Origin of the sequence: Vogesella margarita (assembly GCF_028548475.1) — a bacterium.
Taxonomy (GTDB): Bacteria; Pseudomonadota; Gammaproteobacteria; order Burkholderiales; family Chromobacteriaceae; genus Vogesella; species Vogesella margarita.
On sequence record NZ_JAQQLE010000008.1, the window covers coordinates 56,974 to 78,173 of the forward strand.

General features: G+C 61.5%; 15 protein-coding genes. 8 read left to right on the forward strand and 7 right to left on the reverse strand.

From position 1 onward, the window contains the following. Nucleotides 1-21: 21 nt before the first annotated feature. The 4 genes from PQU96_RS09825 (at nt 22) to PQU96_RS09840 (ending at nt 4,708) form a co-directional block, all read left to right on the forward strand. Nucleotides 22-1,404 carry a hypothetical protein gene (locus PQU96_RS09825; RefSeq protein WP_272772164.1) on the forward strand — a complete coding sequence of 461 codons (1,383 nt, stop codon included), beginning with the start codon at nt 22-24 and terminating at the stop codon, nt 1,402-1,404. Between the two features lie 63 nt (nt 1,405-1,467). Continuing rightward, nucleotides 1,468-1,827 (forward strand): hypothetical protein, encoded by a 360-nt coding sequence (locus PQU96_RS09830; RefSeq protein WP_272772166.1) that lies wholly within the window; start codon nt 1,468-1,470, stop codon nt 1,825-1,827. 130 nt (nt 1,828-1,957) lie between these two features. Further along, on the forward strand, nt 1,958-2,296 hold the full coding sequence (locus tag PQU96_RS09835) for a hypothetical protein (protein WP_272772167.1): 339 nt from the start codon (nt 1,958-1,960) through the stop codon (nt 2,294-2,296). Between the two features lie 132 nt (nt 2,297-2,428). Then, the gene (locus PQU96_RS09840; RefSeq protein WP_272772169.1) at nt 2,429-4,708 is read left to right on the forward strand and encodes an nSTAND3 domain-containing NTPase; all 2,280 of its coding nucleotides are present in this window, start codon (nt 2,429-2,431) and stop codon (nt 4,706-4,708) included. Between the two features lie 201 nt (nt 4,709-4,909). Here the strand turns inward: PQU96_RS09840 and PQU96_RS09845 are convergent, their stop codons facing one another. Further along, the gene (locus tag PQU96_RS09845; protein WP_272772171.1) at nt 4,910-7,156 is read right to left on the reverse strand and encodes an ankyrin repeat domain-containing protein; all 2,247 of its coding nucleotides are present in this window, start codon (nt 7,154-7,156) and stop codon (nt 4,910-4,912) included. 1,061 nt (nt 7,157-8,217) lie between these two features. Here PQU96_RS09845 and PQU96_RS09850 point away from each other — a divergent pair. Then, a complete protein-coding gene (locus PQU96_RS09850; protein ID WP_272772172.1) occupies nt 8,218-8,694 on the forward strand; it encodes an FKBP-type peptidyl-prolyl cis-trans isomerase in 477 nt (158 codons plus the stop codon). A gap of 112 nt (nt 8,695-8,806) precedes the next feature. Here PQU96_RS09850 and PQU96_RS09855 read toward each other — a convergent pair whose 3' ends face one another. Together PQU96_RS09855 and PQU96_RS09860 are read right to left on the reverse strand one after the other, a co-directional pair. Continuing rightward, complete coding sequence (locus PQU96_RS09855) at nt 8,807-9,895, reverse strand: Gfo/Idh/MocA family protein (protein ID WP_272772173.1); 1,089 nt, start codon at nt 9,893-9,895, stop codon at nt 8,807-8,809. Next, on the reverse strand, nt 9,892-10,701 hold the full coding sequence (locus PQU96_RS09860) for a ThuA domain-containing protein (RefSeq protein ID WP_272772175.1): 810 nt from the start codon (nt 10,699-10,701) through the stop codon (nt 9,892-9,894). Before PQU96_RS09860 ends, PQU96_RS09855 begins: the two co-directional genes overlap by 4 nt. A 235-nt stretch (nt 10,702-10,936) precedes the next feature. Between PQU96_RS09860 and PQU96_RS09865 the strand changes: the two genes are divergently transcribed. The 3 genes from PQU96_RS09865 (at nt 10,937) to PQU96_RS09875 (ending at nt 15,241) form a co-directional block, all read left to right on the forward strand. Next, nucleotides 10,937-11,818 carry a helix-turn-helix transcriptional regulator gene (locus PQU96_RS09865; RefSeq protein ID WP_272772176.1) on the forward strand — a complete coding sequence of 294 codons (882 nt, stop codon included), beginning with the start codon at nt 10,937-10,939 and terminating at the stop codon, nt 11,816-11,818. 249 nt (nt 11,819-12,067) lie between these two features. Then, the gene (locus tag PQU96_RS09870) at nt 12,068-13,801 is read left to right on the forward strand and encodes a diguanylate cyclase domain-containing protein (protein WP_272772177.1); all 1,734 of its coding nucleotides are present in this window, start codon (nt 12,068-12,070) and stop codon (nt 13,799-13,801) included. 54 nt (nt 13,802-13,855) lie between these two features. Beyond that, nucleotides 13,856-15,241: a nicotinate phosphoribosyltransferase gene (locus PQU96_RS09875; RefSeq protein ID WP_272772178.1), complete on the forward strand. Its 1,386-nt coding sequence runs from the start codon at nt 13,856-13,858 to the stop codon at nt 15,239-15,241. 60 nt (nt 15,242-15,301) lie between these two features. On the opposite strand, the gene PQU96_RS09880 is transcribed toward PQU96_RS09875, so the two are convergent. The 4 genes from PQU96_RS09880 to PQU96_RS09895 all read right to left on the reverse strand — a co-directional run bounded on the left by PQU96_RS09880 (nt 15,302) and on the right by PQU96_RS09895 (nt 21,059). Beyond that, the gene (locus PQU96_RS09880) at nt 15,302-15,931 is read right to left on the reverse strand and encodes a VC0807 family protein (RefSeq protein WP_272772179.1); all 630 of its coding nucleotides are present in this window, start codon (nt 15,929-15,931) and stop codon (nt 15,302-15,304) included. Then, nucleotides 15,921-16,466 (reverse strand): cysteine hydrolase family protein, encoded by a 546-nt coding sequence (locus PQU96_RS09885; RefSeq protein WP_272772181.1) that lies wholly within the window; start codon nt 16,464-16,466, stop codon nt 15,921-15,923. Before PQU96_RS09885 ends, PQU96_RS09880 begins: the two co-directional genes overlap by 11 nt. Nucleotides 16,467-16,586: 120 nt before the next feature. Then, nucleotides 16,587-17,063, reverse strand: coding sequence for a GyrI-like domain-containing protein (locus PQU96_RS09890; protein WP_272772182.1), 477 nt, complete (start codon nt 17,061-17,063; stop codon nt 16,587-16,589). A gap of 150 nt (nt 17,064-17,213) precedes the next feature. Then, nucleotides 17,214-21,059: a DUF3683 domain-containing protein gene (locus tag PQU96_RS09895; protein WP_272772183.1), complete on the reverse strand. Its 3,846-nt coding sequence runs from the start codon at nt 21,057-21,059 to the stop codon at nt 17,214-17,216. Between the last annotated feature and the right edge of the window lie 141 nt (nt 21,060-21,200).

A 21,200-nucleotide genomic window follows, 5' to 3' on the forward strand; every position in this document is an offset into this window, starting at 1 on the left:
CCAGAACTAACCAGACTCAAAATGAATCAAGCAACTCGTAGTCAACCGACATCAGGTCTACCATCTTTCCGGATTCGGCACCTTTCGGAAGCTGAGATTGAGACTGTTGTCACCAGTGCAGGAGGAACGCGCGCGCACCCAGATGCGGACAGACGAAACCTGAGGGGGGCTGATTTTGTCCTCGGCTCCAGCGTGATCGAGCTGAAAATTCTGGAAGACGAGGGCCTGGATAAGCCGGAGCGACAACAGAAACTTGCGAAGCTTTTCCGAGAACGGTTTCCCGCCCGCCCCACCGTCGTACTTGACCGAGGCTTGCTCGACGCACAAGGTCAACGCACCTACGACCGGATTGTCGAGGGCCCGGTGAAGACTGCTGTCAGTTCGGCACGGCAGCAACTCCAGCAATCCCGGCTCGAGTACACCGCCACGAGCACTGTGCTTTGGGTCATCAATAATGGCTACTCGTCTTTAAGCCACAGCGCACTGATGGAATTGGTGGCCAGACGCGCGAGAAATGACTCCAGCGACATTGATGCCGTAGTTGTGTCCGGCGCCTACTTCTACAGCGACACGTTCGACAGCTTCTTTCTTTGGCCCATCGATTGCACCTCCATTCACCCGGATAAGCCCTTCCAAGACTTTGAGGCGCTGAGGGATGCTTGGAACGAGTTCGCCATGGATCGCATGACTGCTCTTCTGCGGGAGCCTGCGGCATCCGAGGAAACCAAAGGACCTGTCGTAGACATTTCGTTTCAGTTGGAGGGGGTGACCTATGTGATGCCCGCCCCACCGATGGGGCGTGAGTCCGGTTTCTTCACCAACGGAAGGCCCCGCAATAACTCCACTGGCATCACATCCTCGCCACCTGTTGCAACGATATTTGCTGGTCTCAGCCACCAAGAGTGGACCGAGTTTAAACGCCATCACACCCATGTGGTCTCATCTGCTGACTACAACGAATGGAAGATGAAAGAGGCACTAGCAAGTTCTAAATGTAACTTGAAGCCATTTATCACGATTCCCGTCACGTACGCGGGATGGTGGGAGTGGGCACGAAATCAACCCCAGGAGACCCGTGTTTCGGTGCATCGATATGCCAATGATTTGTTTCAGCAGAAAATTCTAGGCGTCATCGACGGTGCCCGAGAGCGGACTGACGATTCTGTTTTCCCACGCCGGTACATGCTGCTCATTACTGAGGAAATCGGGCAAGACCTGGCTTTCGACGTCTCCCATCTTGCTGAGGTCTGGGTCCTTCCAGACGGGAGCGATCATATCGACGAAGTCTGGACTAATAAACCCATGTTTTTCGAGCAAGCTCTTACCATCACTGCCGCTGAAGCAATTGCACGGGGGGTTGAATGTGTCTTTTGGGAGAAAGACAAAACTTATGCGTGGAATTAGGTTTTTCCATTGGACTATCAGTATAAACCCTGTAGGTATCTTCGAATTCAATCCGAATTAGCCATGACACTAGAGATTCTTGAAAGGCAAGTCGAGGAGGCTCGCGCAAACGCAGTGAACTACGCGGAGCGTTGCGAGCAATTTATTTCAGGCTGCGATCTCGCAGCCGCAATTGCAGTGTGCAATGAACTTTCAATCGACCCACCTCAATGCTCGCTCACCGCAACGACTGAGAACGCTCAAAGGCTTCGAAATGCTGCTGCGCGAAAGTTGGCCGACCCAAAATGGTGGGCGAAGGCACTCGAAACGCAGGCCATTCGGCGATACGAGCACGGGCAACTCGTTCAAGGCAACGTAACCAATTTTGTTTCCGACGGTCTGGCTGCTTACCATGCGAAGTACAAGGCAAAGCGGTATGGGTAGTTCATTTATATTCTGTCCATACTCCGGCTCTGGTTTAAACGTAGCGAAACCACGTCTGACGGTTAGATGGAAGAGCCGCTATCCCACGCTGACGTCAGTGGCGGAACGCACATGAAAAGAGGAGTGAAAAATGGGCGAAGCAAAACGCCGAGGGAGTGCTGAGCAACGTATGGCACAGGCCACTTCCGAGCGCCCCTTAGCCGAAGTATTGGCCGAGTTAGGGTTGCCAACCGATACCAGATTTAAGGGGTATGTGCTGCACAGTGAGGAAAACGACGACTTTGTCGCCCACATCGACCGTACTACGACCAGGACCTTCCGGGCTTATTGTGCAACCCCGGAGGACGCGTTGACCTTTCGTACCTTGGCTGAAGCGCTCAAAGAGTTGAAGGAGGCTGGAAAGCCGCTAGTCGTGGGGCGTGTGTTCGATACTGGCACGCACCTGATGGTCGGATTCATAGACTATTGACTAGAAAAGGGAAACCCATGCCGACCGTGATCGGTCTTCATTCCCGTCGCCTGTACTCTGAGGACCAGATTTTTGACGGACACGTATAACCGCTCGAACTCTAATCGAGATTAAGGGATATCGCGCTCGAACATGGCCACAACTCAATCAACCTTCGATTTGCACAGGCTGGGATGGCATGCGTTTCAACGGCTTTGCCTAACCGCCGTACGCGAGATTCTTGGCCAGACTGTTCAGTCTTTTCTTGATGTGAACGACGGTGGTCGAGACGGTGCATTTACTGGTACCTGGGAGATGCACCATGGTGAAACTTTAGCTGGGATGTTCGTCATCCAGTGCAAGTTCACGAGCCGTGTGGGCCACACACTAGTCCTGTCCGAACTATCGGAGGAGTTCGAGAAGGTCGAGGCTTTGGTCGCTAAGGGACTTTGTGATGTTTATGTCCTCATCACGAATGCAGGCATTTCGGGGGCGACGGACGAGAAGATTCATGCCAAGCTAAAGAAGGCTGGAGTTAAACAGGTTGTAACGTACGGGTCGAACTGGCTTGAAGAACAGATCAATGGCAACAAGCGACTGCGTATGCTAGTTCCGCGTATCTACGGCCTTGGTGATCTTTCGCAAATTCTTGACGACAGAGCGTACAAGCAGGCGAAGGCTGTTCTTGACAGTATGCACGAGGAGCTTGCCAAGGTCGTTATCACAGAAGCTTACACTAAGGCGGCGAAGGCCCTCGACACGCACGGTTTCGTGTTGCTCGTTGGCGAGCCCGCAGCAGGTAAGTCGACCATCGCTGCGATGCTAGCCATGGCCGCAGCCGATAGGTACGAAGCCTCTGTGATCAAGGCAAGCCGAGCCGAAGTACTAGTGGACCGATGGAACACGGCAGAATGCAGCCAGTTCTTTTGGGTCGATGATGCTTTCGGTAGCTTACAGTACGAAAGTAATTTGGCATTGGAGTGGAATTCAAAGGTTCAAGAGATACGAGCGGCTCTCAAAGGTGGCGCGAAGATTGTGTTGACCTCGCGGGACTACATCTACAATGCCGCGAGGCGAGACCTCAAAGTCAGCGCCTTCCCTCTGCTGAATGAAAGTCAGGTAGTAGTAGATGTGCACGCCCTGGCCCTTGCAGAAAAGCAGCAGATTCTCTACAACCACTTGAAGTTTGGTGCCCAGTCGAAGAAGTATCTCCGTGAGCTTAAACCCTTCCTGGAAGATGTGGCTACGCATCCGCGTTTCATCCCCGAGATGGCCAGAAGGCTTTCCGACCCGCTCTTTACCAAGTCACTGTTGCTGTCATCCTCGGGTATCGGAGAATTTATAGAAAAGCGTGAGCAGTTACTCGTTGAGGTTATTGAAGGGCTCGATTCCCACAGTCGAGCTGCGCTCGCGCTTATTTACATGCGAAAGGATGATCTTCGAAGTCCCGTCACACCGAATGATTCTGAGCGCGAAGCACTGTCGCGGATGGGAAGCAGTTTAGGGGCATGCCTTAATGCCTTGGAGGCGCTGAAGGGCAGTTTGGTGGTGCAAACGCTTTTTGATGGTGAACCCTCTTGGCGGTTCCGACATCCGACGATTGGCGATGCCTTTGCGTCGCTTGTGCGACAGCACGTCGACTTGTTGGACATCTATGTACGAGGAACTGCTGTCGACCATCTGTTGCGGCAAGTGACCTGTGGTGATGTGGGTCTCAAGAACACTGTTGTGCTGCCGTCGTCGATGTACTCCCTCATGGTTGACAGGCTTGATGAGTATATGCTCGAAGCAGGCATGAGGAAGGTGTATTGGGAAGCCAAGACAAACTTGCACAATTTCCTAGTACATCGATGCGCAAAGCCTTTTCTTCAGGAATACATGGCACGGCATCCAGAACTGCCTTCCCAGGTCGATTCGCCCGGTTTGTATCTTGATGCGGTGTCGGAAACTATGGTGGCTGTTCGGCTGCATAAAACAGGATTACTTCCGGCTGAGTCACGACTAAGGTTCGTTGAGAAATTGTCGGAGTACGCGGTTCAAGGAGAGGATCTCAGCGTGCTAGACGATGCGGACCTCCGTTCTGTCTTTACGGAAGGAGAGTACCTTTGGGTGATACAACAGGTTGAACAGCAGCTTGTGCCCAGGCTGAGCTTCGTGCGCCGTAGATTCACTTCGGGCTACCACTATGACAATGAAGATCCGAACGAGCTTATTGCGCCATACGAGCGCACGTTGGATATCTTAGAACAGTGTTTCCCAGATGACTCGAAGGTGTTGGCTGCGGTAAGAAAGGAGCGTCTACGCCTCTTGGAATGGGTGTCGGAGCAGGAGGGCGAATCGCATGATAGCTTTAGTCCCGGCAAACTTGGGACTCTAGATGACGCGGACGTGCAACAGAACGCACGTAGCATCTTTGATGACGTGGACGAGTAAGTCTGACGCGCCCCCGTTCGTCGGAGGGCGCTTTACCGTGGATCTGTGTGCTGTCCTTGTTGCGCCGACTGACTTAGTTCAATGCCTTGAGGCACAGCGATTACAGCGAGTGAGTCCGACGGACTTTGGCCCGCAAAAGCTCCGAGCATGTCAGCCGGTGATAGCGCAGTGACTGTCCCATTTAACAGATGCAGAAGCTATTCACATCACACCAATTTTACGGAAATGATTTATTACATTCCTTGATCGGAATGCTGTTGCTATGACCCGACAGTCGTGTCCGGAACTATCTCGAATAAAAGGATCTCCCCCTCTCCGCATCAATAGACTAACGGCTTCGGGTGAGTCGATCTCGACAGCCAGCATAAGCGGCGTTCGTCCTGCAGCGGGATAGCTATGGCTGGCGTTAGGGTTGGCTCCATGCGCCAGTAGGTGCTTCGCGATCTCAAGCTGCTTCTCTACGGTATATCTACCAAGGAAGTCATCGACGATCAAATCTACAACTGTATTGAAAATCTCGACCTTGGCCGAGTTCCTCATTGCGTCGAACAATGCTCTCTTGTCGCCGAAGACGCCGGCCATTCCTACACCATAACGGCGCATAGTCTCGCGCAGTACTAAGTCGTTATCGGATGAAATGAGTTGGGAAAGCCTTTGCCGAAGTGAACTGGCCACCCGCAATCCCCCCATGTTTCGGATACACAGATACAGCGGTGTTTGATCATCAACATGACCGCGTAAGTTTGCGTTTGCCCCCATGGAAAGGAGCTTCCAAACGACATCGGGTTCGCCATAATCGACAGCGCTGATCAATGGCGTCAGCCGCTTTCTTTTTGTAGGTTGATTAAGTGTCTCCTTGCTATGCGGATAGTTCAACAGCAAGTCGAGAGCCTCACGGTTGTTGCTATCCGTAGCTCTCTGAATAGCACTTAGTAACGCCGAGCCGTCAGAATCATTTAATGCGTCAACGGATGCACCTTTTTCTAGCAGAGTCTTAACGACATTAACGCTGCCAAGCGTCACGTAGAGAAACAACTGGCTCCAGCGCCGAACTTGGTTGTCGATAGTACGGATCGTTACGATTTGATCTGGCTTACGATAATTTGGCTGCCGGTTTGCAAGAGACTCGGGGTCATACATTAGGAAGGGTAATGCGCCAACATCATCATCTGGTTGCTCAACCTCAACAAAACGCCCTTGCCCAGGGAAAAGATGATGAAACTGTTTTCGTAGTTCTTCGATCTCCCAGTCTTCAACAACATCGTCGTTTATTCTGGGCTGAGCAATCAGTCCCAAAGCAATTGCTCGATGCTTCAGTTGTTTAAGAAAAGGTTTGGCGTTACCAAGGTAAGCTGTGAGAGCCAACGCTTCGGCGACGATCCGCGTCCAATTCTCACCCGCTCTATACTCCGAATGAGCAACTGCCAGCTGATAGCACTTAAGCGCCTCTTCGTATTCACCGGAAAGTACATGCCAGCGCCCTCGGAACCATTCGAGGGCATAGCTGACTAGCCCTTCTGGATCATGCATTTTGAGTTGCTGAGCAAAGTCAGCAAGCACGTTCTCTGCTTCCATGCGTCCTCCATCAGTCTTTGGCTCGGTCCGATCGAGGCAACTCAAGAGCTTTCCAAACGGCTCCAACAATGCTTCACGTTTTTTTCCGGATTTGATTGCTGCCAGCGACAGGATTCCAGCTATATCCCATTCTCGATTTTCCTGGGTGGCATGCCATATCAATATCCGTCTCAAGTGTAAGGGGCTGGCTTTACGCTCAAACCAGGTCAAAGCACGCGCGAGGAGCAACCACTTGAGTAACCCAGATGCCTTCACTTTATGTTCGTCACTCCCATTCTTCGCTAATGCGTCAACGAAGAGTTTGAGACTTGCCAGGTCAGGTAGCTGGGTACCATCCGCCCAACGAATCACCTTTTCCCGATTATCGAGTGCTACGTCAGAGGTGTCTGGGAACGCTGCCTTGGCAAGCAAATGGCTGCCGCCTGGATCTGCCCAGTTGAAAACGACTTCCAACGGGTAGTTTTCGGGATTCAGGAACGCGACCGCATTAGGAGCCTCTTTCGTCCAGATACTTCCAAAAAATCCAATGGCATGATGTGCGAAGTAATGCCTGATTAAAATCGGTAAGGCCTCATTCCGGCTCATGCTGTCCAAGGAAATGCTTGAAACGATTTTCAGGTAGGTGGCATGGACATACTGGATGAATTGATCCAGTTTATCGATGAACGCTTCGTCAGCGACGTACCGGCGCAAGGGGGCGAGAATGAGATCCTCACGTAATCCCGACAGTAGGGACCAGTCAAAGTCCCCATCTCTTGATAATCGCTCAACATCTCGGTTCTTGGACTTGGTGTCGAAGGCTTGTGCTAGGGCGCTGTATATTTCACCCAGACGGGGGTATGGGGTTGTGGCTACTGTTAGTTTGGTAGTCATCAGACGAGTTGCTCTAACTTACGAATATCACGTTGAAAGTTTCTGAGAGCCCTATGATCACTTGGGGTGCAGGGCACAGGGATGCGCCGTCCCGTTGGTGAGGTAAGCGTTCCATGCCTGCGGCCTCGACAGAATTGCCAACCTTGTCTGACCAGTGATCTGATGAACTCTGCAAAGTCTTTATTGTTGCAGTATTTCATTGTTATTTTTCGTGTTAATAGGCCTGGGCAGATTGTTCCAGCCCAGGCCGATTCGGTTATGGCTTCTTGGGAACTGCATGATTTGCTACTGTGCGCTGAGCACGTGCAGCAAAGCTACCTGAGGATACTTGACCGTTACCAGCACGGGCTTCAGCAGATTGGATGCGGGCTGCGGCGCTCGGAGTCATAGGGGTATGAGGGGTGGATGCAGGCTTTTTAGACATGATTCAAATCTCCAGTTGAGTTGCCACGTCGGCAACGGAGCGAATCGTAGATGTTAGGTGTCTAAGCGTCTGCCGCGTAGTGCGTCAAAGTTTTCGAAAAAATGCCCAATGACCGTAATGTAGGGTCCATCCGCAACCGCTCGAACTCTGCCTTGTACCGTTGCGTCCATGATGCATACGTACTGATTGTTCGACGAACTTTATTCCGACATCGAGAGATGAGATGGTATTGGGGGCTAGTTGCGACGAACTTTCGGACGATAAGCCGGTAACGTAAAATCAAGTACTTATGTTGCCATGCTTCGACGGACTTTATTCGGTGTAGTCAGCTGACTAGCGCAAATAAAGTCTGTCGGAGCCGGATCAAGTCCGTCGCAGGCTGAGTAAAGGGAAGGGGCCGTTGGCCCCTTCTGCTTTGTTTGACTGCCGACGGCACCGGAACTGTGCGGCCAACCGTGGCCGATGAGCTGCTTTCCGGCCTTGGCCGGCGGCCGTCAGCCTGATCGCCGACAACTGGTTTACACCGCCTTCCGGACATGCCCGGCAGCGGACATGAGCGAGGTGGCTCGCCAGCCAGTTGACACGCCCCCGCCGAACTGCGACTCTTCCCGCCTCAATTTATTAGCCATTGCCCGCCATGAAAATCACCCAAAACACCGCCGTCACCCTGCGCATGAAAGTCACAGACAGCCAGGGGCTGGTTTACGACGATGGCAAGAACCCGGTCGCCTATCTGCACGGCGATTACGACAACCTGTTCCCCAAGCTGGAAGCCGCACTGGAAGGTCAGGAAGCCGGCTTTAAAACCACGCTGGAACTCGCCACCGAAGACACCTTCGGCGAACGCGACGAAGCGCTGGTCACCACCATGCCCAAGGCCGATTTCCCGCCCGGCATCAAGGTCGGCGGCCAGATCCAGCGCATCGGCCCGGACGGCGAGCCGCGCTACTACTTCGTCACCAAGATCAAGGGCCCGACCGTACTGCTGGACGGCAACCACCCGCTGTGCGGCAAAACCCTGCGCTTCGCCCTCACGGTCGTGGATGTGCGCGCGGCAACGGCCGAGGAAATCGCCCACCAGCATGTACACGGCGAGCACGGGCATCAGCACTGATATTGGCCCGCTCCGCACAAACAAAGCCCTCCCGAAGCGGGAGGGCTTTGTCTTGCCTGGGCTTCAGCGATAATGTGGCACCGCGGGTTTGCTCGCCGGCCAGCGGCAATCTCTACAGCTTGACCGGCGCGCCGGTGCGGGCACTCTCGTAGATCGCGTCCAGCAGCTCCATCACGATCAGGCCCTCTTCGCCCGGTGCCGGGTGTGGCTGTTCGTTCAGGATGGCGTCGGCGTAGTCGTGCATCGCCGAGCGGGCCTGTCCGGTCGACGGATTGAGCTGCATATTGAACTGGGCGCCGTCCTGCTCGGTGAAGATGTGCGCGTCGAAGGTGTAGCCCTCGTTCAGGTTGTGCTGCAGCAAGCCGGCCCTGGTGCCCAGCAGGCGCGTTTCCATCAGCTCCGCCTCCTGAATGTTGGCCGCCCACGACGCCTCCAGCGCCAGCGTGGCGCCGTTGTCGAAGCGGATCAGCGCGCACGCCAGGTCTTCCACGTCGAACGCCTTGCCGGCGGCATCGGCCAGCGGTCGCGCGATGTGGTCGTAGCTGCCGCCGAGCACCCAGCTCGGCTTGGGGTAGCCCATCAGCCACAGCGCCAGATCGAGGCGATGCACGCCGAGGTCGATCAGCGGGCCGCCACCGGCCAGCGCCTTGCTGCCGAACCAGCCGCCGAAGCCGGGCATGCCGCGCCGGCGATGCCACACGCTGCGCCCGAAGTAGAAATCGCCGAAGCGGCCGGCCTCCACCTGCGCCTTCAGCGCGCGCGACTGCGCGCTGAAGCGGTACGAGAAGTTGATCATCAGCCGCTTGCCGGCCTGTCTGGCCGCGGCCAGCATCTCGCGCCCCTCGGCGGCGTTGAGTGCCATCGGCTTCTCGCACAGCACGTGGCAGCCGGCTGCGAACGCCGCCAGCGTCAGCGCCTTGTGAAACTTGTTCGGGGTGCACACGCTGACGACATCGAGTTTCTCCGCGGCCAGCATTGCTTCCGCGCTGGTGTAGCGCGCGGCGATGCCGTATTGCTCGCCCACTTTGGCCAGCCGCTCGCTGTCCGGGTCGGCCAGCGCCACCAGCTCCACCTGCGGGTGCTCGCGCCAGCCCTCGATATGCAGCCGGCCGATGCCGAGGCCGATCACCCCGACGCGCAGGCGGCGGCCGTCGTCATTGCGTGCGGTGTCCTTCAGTTCCACCTTGTATTCGTCTTTCATGCCAGGTCTCCCTTGCCCTGCAGGATGCCGACCTTGCCGAACTGCACGCTCTTGGCGCTGAGCTTCTCCAGCGGCGGCGACATCGGGCAGCTATCGACGATGTTGACGCGCGGCGCCGCCCACTGCACCGCGTTGGCCATTACGCGCTGCACGTTGGCGTCGTAGTAGGTCGGGTAGGCCTCGTGGCCGGGGCGGAAGTAGAAGATGCGACCGTGGCCGCGCTCCCAGCAGCAGCCGGAGCGGAACACCTCGCCACCCTCGAACCACGAGATGAACACGGTGCTGTCCGGCTGCGGAATGTCGAAGCGCTCGCCGTACATCTCCTCGTTCGGCAGCTCGAAGTACTCGCCGAGGCCGGCGGCGATCGGGTGCGACGGCTCGACCACCCACACGCGTTCCTTCTCGTCCGCCTCGCGCCACTTCAGCGAGCAGTTGGTGCCCAGCAGGCGGCGGAAAATCTTGGCGAAGTGGCCGGAGTGCAGCACGATCAGCCCCATGCCTTCCAGCACGCGGCGCTGCACGCGCTCCACCACGGCGTCGGATACCTGGTTGTGCGCCTTGTGGCCCCACCACAGCAGCACGTCGCAGCCGGCCAGGCGCTCCTCGCTGAGGCCGTGCTCCGGCTGGTCGAGCGTAGCGGTTGCAATCTCCAGCGGGAGCGCACCCGGATTCAGCGCCGGGGTTTCGGCCAGTGCCGCGGCGATCACCGAGTGCAGCCCGTCCGGATAGATCTCGCGTATCGCGGCATTTTCGCGTTCGTGCTGGAATTCGTTCCAGACAATGACAGAAATCTTGGTTTTGTTCACAATGCTCTCCATGAGTTTTCAGACTTGACGCATGGCTGATAAGGCTTTGAAAATGTAAAGCTTTCAGCGCGCCGTCAGAAACAAGCGTAGCTGCCGGACTGTCTTGCCCTCAATCGGAATCACTGCAACAAAACCGCGAATAATGTCAAAAAACCCGGATTCTGAATTCACGCCGCTCTGCGTGCCAGACCGCTGCGCCAACCCGCTCCAGGCGGCACCCGATCTGGCGCGACACATGCGCGGCCAGATCGGCGCGTTTCTGCAGCGGCTGGCCAGCGGCACGCAATCGCTGCACCTGCCAAGCCCGACCGGCGACGGGCTGGCGCGCGGCGACGGGCACTTCCACCTGGCGCCGGAACTGTTCCTGCAACTGGGTGGTTGGACCCGCTTCCGCTTCCCGCACGACGAGCTGTTGCTGGCACCGGGCGAGGCGCTGCTGCTGCCGCCCAAGCTGCGGCATGCCGAGCAGGTCGGGGCCGGGCCGGACGGCACGCCGTTCAGCAATATCGTGATCTACGCCGCCGACGCTGCGCTCACCTGTCATCTGGCGCACGAGGCGGCGCCGGGCGAGCCGCACATCCTGCACCTGGAGGCGCGCCAGACCCCGGCGGGACAGCACCTGCACGACTGGCTGCTCGACGCGGCGCGCTTCGGCCAGGCCGGCGGGCCGGATGCCGCCCTAGCCGCCGCCCAGTCGCGTGCGCTACTGACCGCGGCCTGCGCCGGGGTGCTGCGCGCGCTGGACGACGCGCTGGCGGAGGCGCGTCCCGAGCCGCCGCTGGTGGCGCAGGTGCGGGTATTGATAGAAAACCAGCTGGGCGACCATACGCTCAGCGTGCGGCGCCTGGCCGGACAGTGCGGCTGCACCGCGGACTACCTGTCGCACCTGTTCCACCAGACCAGCGGCGAGCATCTGGTGGCGTATCTCAACCGCCTGCGCATGGCGCGCGCGACGCGACTGCTGCGCGAGAGCGCGCTGGCCGGCAAGGAGGTGGCGTGGGCGTGCGGCTTTGCCTCGCAGAGCTACTTCATCCGTACCTTCCGCGAACATTTCGGCATCACGCCCAAGGCCTGGCGAAGCGGGCGGGAGCAGGGAGGGGAAAGCGGACCGGGATAGCCGCCACCTTGTCCTGCCCGGATCTGTGTGGGGAATGGCCTGGCTGGCAACAGCGGATAGTGGCCGGCGGGCAAAAGGCCGGCGGATTGCGGCGTCAGGCCCAGGGTTGGCCGCAGTTCGTTGCCGGTTTGCGGCCAACCTTGTCGTTGCGGGCGGCCATGCGCTGTGCCCGTTGCCGCATGGCAATGCAATATTGTTGCGTCATGATGTGTTTTAATAAGCCTTTTCGGCAGGGAAGAGGGCTTCATCATGCAGATAGTGGCCGTGATGGCGGTGCTGATGCTGGCGGCCTGGGCGCTATGGTGCAGCCGGCAGCTGCGGCGTCACCGGCGCTGGCTGGACGGCGCCGCCGACCCGGTACTGCTGGTCGAGCGCAACGGCCGCATCCGCTTCGCCAACCGCCAGCTGTGCCAGCTGCTGGCGCTGCCGGCGGCCGGGGTGCGGCGCCTGCGGCTGGAGCAGATCGTGCTGCCGGACAGCGACGGCTACGGCCCGGTGTGGGCGACGCTGTTTTCCGGCCGCCACGCGCGCCTGGTCGGCAGCCTGGGCCTGCGCCAGGTGCGCTACCGCGACGGGATGGAGCGCATGGTGATCGACGCCGCCGCCTTGCCGGAGGACGCGCTGGTAATGCTGACACTGCGGCCGCCGTCGCGGCAGAACACCGACCAGCCACACCACTATCTGGCGCAAAAGCTGCTGCAAACGGCGGAGGCCGACGCCGGTATCGGCTCGTGGGTGTTGCAGATGGCCACCGGCCGGCTGGACTGGAGCCGCGAGGTGCACCGCATCTTCGGCACCGACCCGGCCACCTTCCGCGCCACCGAGCGCGCCTATTTCGAGTGCGTGCATCCGGATGACCGGGCGCGGGTGCGCGCGGAGCTGGACGCCAAGGTGGCGCTGTTGCAGCCCTTCGATATCGAATACCGTATCGTCCGCCCGGATGGCGACATCCGTGACCTGCTGGAGCGCAACCATATCCACTGCCTGCCGGACGGCACCATCGACCACCTGTGGGGCACGGTGATCGACATGACCCAGCACAAGCAGCTGCAGCGCCAGCTGCAACTGGCGCAGCTGGCGGTCGAGCACAGCTCCGAGGCGGTGGCGATTGCCGATGGCGGCATGCGCTGGCTGTACGTGAATCCGGCGCTGTGCCGCATCGCCGGCCGCGACGAGGCGGCGATGCTGGCCGCGCCGCCGTCCTTCCTGCTGCCGGGCGCGGATACCGCCCTGCGCGGCCGCGACCTGCTGAGCCTGCTCGGCGAGCGTCGTCACTGGCAGGGCGAGTTGCGCATCGCCCGTGACGGCGCGATGCCCTTGCCGGTGCTGGCGTCGGTATCGCGCGTGCAGGACACCGGCGGCGGCGCGGAAACGGTGTGGGTGTTTACCGACATCAGCCGCATCAAGGAGTCGGAGCGCCAGCTGCGGAAGCTGGCCTTTTTCGACGGCCTGACCGGGGTGGCCAACCGCACGCTGTTCAACCAGCAGCTGGAGCGCGCGCTGCAGGGCGGCCGCGTGGCCGGCACGCCGCTGGCGCTGGTGTTCGCCGACCTGAACGGCTTCAAGCAGATCAACGACCAGCTGGGGCACCAGGCCGGCGACGAAGTGCTGTGTCGCATCGCCACGCGGCTGAGCCGCGCGGTGCGCAGTGGCGACCTGGTCGGGCGCTGGGGCGGCGACGAGTTCGCGATCCTGCTGCCGGCCTGCGGCGACGCGGCGGCGCTGGCCGCCTTGCTGCAACGCCTGCAGCAGGCGGTGAGCATCACCTATCCGCTGCCGGACGGGGTGCCGCTGGCGGTCGGTGCCAGCTTCGGCGTCGCCTGTTGCCACGGTGCTGCACCGATGACGGCCACGGCGCTGCTGGCGCAGGCCGACCAGGCGATGTACCGCGCCAAGTCGCAGGGCGGCGGCGCGGTGTGGCTGCACGACGGCGAGGTGCTGCAGCCGTTCGCCGTGGCCACCGGCATGCCGGCCACGTTATGACAGACGCGGGCGGGGCGGGTATGCTGTTGTCTCCTGTCCCGTGTGTGTGCCGCCATGACCGTCAATCCCATACTCAATAGCGATTCCTACAAGCTCAGTCACTGGGTGCAGTATCCGCCCGGCACCGACGGCATGTATTCCTACGTGGCCGCGCGCGGCGGCACCGCCTCGCACGTGCTGTTCTTCGGCCTGCAGGCGCTGCTGAAGGACTACCTCAGCCAGCGCATCACCCCGGCGCATATCGACGAGGCCGAGGCGCTGGCCGCACTGCACGGCCTGCCGTTCAACCGCGCCGGCTTCGAGCGCATCGTCAAGAAGCACCACGGCTACTGGCCGGTGCGCATCCGCGCGGTGGCCGAGGGCGAGCTGATCCCGACCGGGGTGCCGATGCTCACCATCGAGTCCACCGACCCGGAGCTGTTCTGGGTGGTGTCCTTCCTGGAGACCGCGCTGCTGCGCGTCTGGTACCCGATCTCGGTCGCCACGCGCAGCTTCCGCGCCAAGGAGATCATCCGCCGCTACCTGCAGCAGACCGCCGACGACCTGTCCGGCCTGCCGTTCAAGTTGCACGATTTCGGCGCGCGCGGTGTGTCCAGCTACGAGAGTTCGGAAATCGGCGGCCTCGCCCACCTGGTGAACTTCATGGGCAGCGACACGCTGGCGGCGTTGGTCGCCGCGCGCCGCCACTACCACGAGCCGTGCGCGGCGTTCTCGATCCCGGCGGCCGAGCATTCCACCATCACCGCCTGGGGCCGCCCGCAGGAGGGCGAGGCCTTCGGCAACATGCTTACGCACTTCGCCAAACCTGGTGCGCTGCTGGCGGTGGTCAGCGACAGCTACGACGTGTTCCACGCCGTCAGCGAGTTGTGGGGCGAACGGCTGCGCCAGCAGGTGATCGACAGCGGCGCCACCGTGGTGATCCGCCCCGATTCCGGCGAGCCGGTGCAGGTGGTGGCCGAGGTGGTGGAAAGGTTGGCCGCAAGCTTTGGCACCACGCTGAACGGCAAGGGCTACCGCGTGCTGAACCACGTGCGCGTGATCCAGGGCGACGGCGTGAACCTCGCCAGCATCGACGCCATCCTGTCCCGGCTGGCCAAGCTCGGCTACAGCGCCGACAACGTCGCCTTCGGCATGGGCGCCGAGCTGCTGCAGAAGCTGGACCGAGACACCCACAAGATGGCGCTGAAGTGCTCGGCGATCCGCATCGGCGGCCAGTGGCGCGACGTGTTCAAGGACCCGGTCACCGACCCCGGCAAACGCTCGCTGGGCGGGCGCGTGGTGGCGGCGCGTGACAGCCGCGGCGCCTGGGGCGTCAACACCCTGGAGCGGGTGAGCGACGCCGACCTGCAGATGCGGGTGGTGTGGGAAAACGGCAAGCTGCTGCTGGACGAGGATTTCGCCACCATCCGCGCCCGCGCTGCGGCGCACCTGGAGCATTGAGCATGCTTGCTTGCTTTAATACGCAAAAGGTTGGCCGCATGCGGCCAACCTTTTTTTATTTCATGCGGCTTGTAACGGGTGCTGCTGCAGGCGACGCCGCCACAGCCAGGTGGCGGCCGCCAGCAGGGCCATGATGCCGTAGCTGATCCACGGCCCGATGGCCACCGCGCGCGCTACCGGCCAGTGAAAGGCCAGCCAGATACGGCCGGTGCATTCCGCCAGCAGGCCGCCACCCCACAGCAGCGTCATGCCGCGCATCACCCGCTGTACCGCCGGCAGCGCCAACCGGGCCTGTAGCGCATCGCGTTGCTGCGACGATTGCCGCGCGGCTGCCGCCAAGGCCAGGCGGCTGATCAGCGGCTGGCGCCACAGCAAGCTGAGCACGAACACCAGGCCCACCGCGCCGGTCACCAGCGATTCGCGCACCAGCAGCCAGCGGCTGTCGCCATCGCCCAGCATGGCCAGCAGCGACAGCGCGATGCCGGCCAGCACCAGCACGCTCATCGCATCCAGCCGGCGGTGGCGGTACAGCTCCCACAGGCTCCACAGCGTGGGTGGCACGGCCGACCACAGTAGCGCGCCGCGCTCGCCCCAGCCGGCCACGGTCTGGTCATAGACCAGCCACGGCAGCAGCAGGTTGACGACGAGGTCCGCCAGCAGCGTGATTCGCATGCGCCAGTCAGCTTTCATCGGCTCCGCTCTGCAACTCTGCCAGCGGCAGCACGCGGATAGGGTTGCCGGGCACGTCCATGTTCGCCCACAGCCAGTTCAGGTGCGCGACCAGCGTCTCGCCGCTGGCGTGCGGGCGGTTCTTGCAGGTGTGGGCGTCGGCCACCACGGTGACGGCGTAGCCGAGCGAGGCGGCGCGGCGCACGGTGGTGTCGACGCAGAAGTCGCTGGCGTAGCCGCCCACCCACAGGTTTTCGATTTCCTCGCTGTCCAGGTACTGGCGCAGGCTGGTGTCAAGGAAGCTGTCGCAGGCGGTCTTCTCGATCACCGAGTCGCCGGGCAGGCGCTGCAGGCTGGGGTGCAGCTGCCATGCCTTGCTGCCGCGCGGCAGGTCGGCGGCGTGGTGCTGGATGAACAGCACACGGTGGCCGCAGTCGCGGGCGTGGTCTATCAGCCGGTTGAGGTTGGCCAGGGTTTCGGCGCCGCGCGTGGCGCGCGGTTCCATGTCGATCAGGCCGTACTGGAAATCGATGACAAGCAGGGCGGTGTTGCTCATGGCAGTCTCCGGTGGGCCCGGCCGGCGGTAGCCAGCCGGGGAAGCCGCATGCTAGCAGCAAATCCGCCGCACGCAACAGGGCCACTCCCGCCTGGGACGGGACTGTTGCGGCCAACCTTGTCAGGCGTCGTCGTCGGTCGCGTCCAGGTTCACCGGGATGTACAGCTCGACCACGCTGTCCGGATGGTCCGGCCCGAGGAAGCGGGCGTCCACCAGCTCGAACTCGATGCCGGGCACCGCCACCAGCCCGGCTTCCGGCAGCCACTCGTCGTAGGCGGCGCAGAAGGTATCCGGCAGGCCCTGCACCGGGCCGTGGTGTTCCACCACCGCGTAGTGCTGCGCAGGGATGTCGATCGCCACCATGCCGGCCGGCACCGGCGACCCGGCGGCCACTTCCACGCCGGCGATGTAGCGCCAGCTGCCGTCCGGGTGCGCATCGCACACGCCGTAGCTGTTGGCCGACTGCACGCCCTGGATTTCCGGGATGCGCGGTACGAAGCGCGCCCACAGCTGGGCGATGGTGCCGCCGTCGTCCTGCTGCCATTGCAGGCCGATGACGCGGAAGGCGGGGCGGGTGACCAGGGAAGGGGTTGGCATGGTGGACTCCGTTATCAAGATGTGTGCGCAGGGTAGGCTGCTATGAGGGTAGTGTCGAGTCTGCCGTTTCGCCAGCGGCGCACCGACAAAAAATTGGCCGCCAGCCCGTTGCCAGGCTTGCGGCCAACCTTTGTCACCGTGGCGCAGCTGTTACAGCAGCACGCGCTCGATGCCGCCGTTGCGGGCGTTGTCGACGTAGTCCTTCATCCAGTTGTCGCCCAGCAGGTGCTTGGCCATTTCCACCACGATGTAGTCGGCCTGGGTGCCGGTGTCGTCGCTGTAGCGGGACAGGCCCTGCAGGCAGGACGGGCAGGAGGTCAGGATCTTCACCGGCTTGTCGGCGTCCCCGAGCTTGATCAGGTCTTTGTTGATCTCCTCTTCCTTGCGGAAGCGCACCTGGGTGGCGATGTCCGGGCGGCTGGCGGCAAAGGTGCCGGATTCGCCGCAGCAGCGGTCGTTCTGCACCACGCCGCCGCCGAGCAGCTCGTTGACCACCTTGATCGGCTGGTAGGCCTTCATCGGCGTGTGGCACGGGTCGTGGTACATGTACTTCTGGCCGCCGACGCCGTCCAGCTTCAGCCCTTTTTCCATCAGGTATTCGTGGATGTCGATGATGCGACAGCCCGGGAAGATCTCCTCGAAGCGGTAGTTGGCCAGCTGGTCGTAACAGGTGCCACAGCTGACCACCACGGTCTTGATGTCGAGGTAGTTCAGCGTGTTGGCCATGCGGTGGAACAGCACGCGGTTCTCGGTGGTGATCTCGTCGCCCTTGTCCTTGTAGCCGGCGCTGGTCTGCGGGTAGCCGCAGCACAGATAGCCCGGCGGCAGCACGGTCTGGGTGCCGACGTGCCACAGCATCGCCTGGGTGGCGAGGCCGACCTGGCTGAACAGGCGCTCCGAGCCGCAGCCCGGGAAGTAGAACACCGCTTCCGCCTCTTCGCTGACCTTAGGATTGCGGATCACCGGGATCACGTTGGCGTCTTCCACGTCCAGGAGCGCGCGCGCGGTCTTCTTCGGCAACCCGCCCGGCATCGGCTTGTTGATGAAGTGGATCACCTGCGCCTTGATCGGCGCCTTGCCCAGCGTGGCCGGCGGCTGCGCGGTCTGCGTGCCGGTCAGGCCCAGCTTCTTGCCGAGACGGTTGCCCAGGCGCTGCAGCTTGTAGGCGCCGCCGACCAGGCCGCTGCGGATGCCCTTGATGGTGGCCGGGTCCTTGGCGGTGAGGAAGGCCATGCCCAGCGTAGTGCCGGGGTTGAACTTCTTGTTGCCGGTCTTGCGCAGGAAGTTGCGCATGGCGACCGATACATCACCGAAGTCGATCTTCACCGGGCACGGCTTCACGCAGCGGTGGCACACGGTGCAGTGGTCGGCGACGTCGGACAGCTCCTCGAAGTGCTTCAGCGATACGCCGCGGCGGGTCTGTTCTTCGTACAGGAAGGCTTCGGTCAAGAGGCCGACGCCGAGGATCTTGTTGCGCGGCGAGTACAGCAGGTTGGCGCGCGGCACGTGGGTGGAGCACACCGGCTTGCACTTGCCGCAGCGCAGGCAGTCTTTCACCGAATCGGAAATCTGGCCGATGTCGGACTGCTCCAGGATCAGCGATTCGGCGCCCAGCAGCGAGAACGACGGCGTGTAGGCCATCGCCAGGTCGGCGCCCGGCAGCAGCTTGCCCTTGTTGAAGTGGCCGTTCGGGTCGACGCGCGCCTTGTAGTCGCGGAATGGCTGGATTTCCTCTTCAGTCAGGAATTCCAGCTTGGTGATGCCGATGCCGTGCTCGCCGGAAATCACGCCGTTCAGGCTGCGCGCCAGCTTCATGATGCGCTCCACCGCGCGGTGCGCGGTCTGCAACATCTCGTAGTCGTCGGAGTTGACCGGGATGTTGGTGTGCACGTTACCGTCGCCGGCGTGCATGTGCAGCGCGACGAAGGCGCGGCCGCGCAGCACTTTCTGCTGGATCAGGCGGATGGCTTCGATGATGGTGCTGTCGGCCTTGCCGGCGAACAGCGCTTCCAGATCGGCCTGCAGCTCGCGCTTCCAGCTGACGCGCAACTTGAAGTCGCGCATGGCGATGAACACGCTGGCCTCAAGGTTGGCCGCCGCGTCTTCCAGCGGCGCCTGCGGCCAACGTCCGGTGTAGCTGGCGAGCGGCGTGTCGAGGTTGTCCAGCAGCCACTGCCAGCGCTGCTGTACGTTGCCGATCAGCTCCAGCGCGGTCTCGCGACGGTCGCCGATCAGCTCGTCGGCGGACAGGGTACCGCCTTCGGTATCCACCGGCAGGCGGCCGTGGAAGAACTCGGCCAGCTGGCCCAAGAGCTTGATCTTGCTGGCGATGGACAGCTCGATGTTGATGCGCTCGATGCCGTCGCTGTAGTCGCCCAGGCGATCCAGCGGGATCACCACGTCTTCGTTGATCTTGAAGGCGTTGGTGTGGCGGGCGATGGCGGCGGTGCGCGAACGGTCCAGCCAGAAGGTCTTGCGCGCCTCCGGGGTGACGGCGATGAAGCCTTCGCCGTGACGGGCGTTGGCGTAGCGCACCACCTGGCTCGCGGCCTCGGCCACCGCGTTTTCGTTGTCGGACACGATGTCGGCGATCAGCACCATCTTCGGCCGGCCCTTGGACTTGGCCTTGGTGGCGTAGCCGACGGCGCGCACATAGCGCCAGTCCAGGTGTTCCAGACCGGCCAGCTGCACGCCGGCCAGCACGCCGGCGCCGTTTGGTTTGAAGTAGTCGGTGATCTCGACGATGGCGGGGGTGGCTTCGGCCACGGTGCCGAAGAACTCCAGGCACACGGTGCGGGTGTGCGCCGGCATTTTGTGCAGCACGAAGCGCGCGCTGGTGATGATACCGTCGGTGCCTTCCTTCTGCACGCCGGGCAGGCCGGCGAGGAACTTGTCTGTCACGTCCTTGCCGAGGCCGACCTTGCGGAAGGTGCGGCCGGGGATGTCCAGCTGCTCGCTGGAGATCACGGTCTTGCCGTCGTCCTGCAGGCGGCTGACGCGGAAGCTGGCGACGTCCACGTCGTGGATCTTGCCGTAGTTGTGGTTGATACGCTCCACGAACAGCCAGTTGCCGTCCGGATCGACCATCTTCCAGCTGGCGAGGTTGTCCAGCGCGGTGCCCCACAGCACGGCCTTCTTGCCGCCGGCGTTCATCGCCACGTTACCGCCGATACAGGACGCCTCGGCGGAGGTCGGATCGACCGCGAACACCAGGCCGGCGGCGCTGGCCGCCTCCGACACGCGCGCGGTAACCACGCCGGCGCCGCACTGGATGGTGGCGCGCTTGCCGTCCAGGCCCGGTAGCGCGATGTACTCGACGCCGACGTGGCGGTCGAGCTTCTCGGTGTTGATCACCGCGCTGCGCTTGTCCAGCGGCACGGCGCCGCCGGTGTAGCCGGTGCCGCCGCCGCGCGGAATGATGGTCAGCTCCAGCTCGATACAGGCGCGCACCAGGGGCGCGATCTCGGCCTCGGTGTCCGGGCACAGCACCACGAACGGGTATTCGACGCGCCAGTCGGTGGCGTCGGTCACGTGCGACACGCGCGCCAGACCGTCGAACAGGATGTTGTCGCGGCGGGTGAGCTTGCCCAGGCGCTTGAGGATGGCAGCGCGCAGTTCGCGCGTCTCGCCGAACTGCTGCTCGAAGCTGTCCACCGCGGTGTAGGCGGCGGCGATCATGCGGCCAACCTTGTCGTTGCCGTCGCGGCGTTTTTCCACTTCGCCCAGGCGGTGGCGCAGCGCGCCGACCAGCGCGGTCAGGCGCTGCGGGTTGTCCAGCAGGTCATCGACCAGATAGGGGTTGCGGTCCACCACCCAGATGTCGCCCAGCACCTCGAAAAGCATACGGGCAGAACGGCCTGTTTTCCGTTCTGCCCGCAGCTCTTCGAGTAATTGCCACATCGGTTCGCCCAACAGGCGAATGATGATCTCGCGATCCGAATATGAGGTGTAGTTGTACGGGATTTCCCGCACGCGTGTGTGAGTGGTGGCGCTCATTATGTCCCTGAACTTCGGCGATGATGTGTGGAGAGTTGCCGCGATTTTACCGCAATTGCTGCGCCGCGAAAAATGCCGCTCACGTCAGGCTGATATAACCGTTAGTAATTGGATATTGTCGCCATTATGCAAATAACGCAG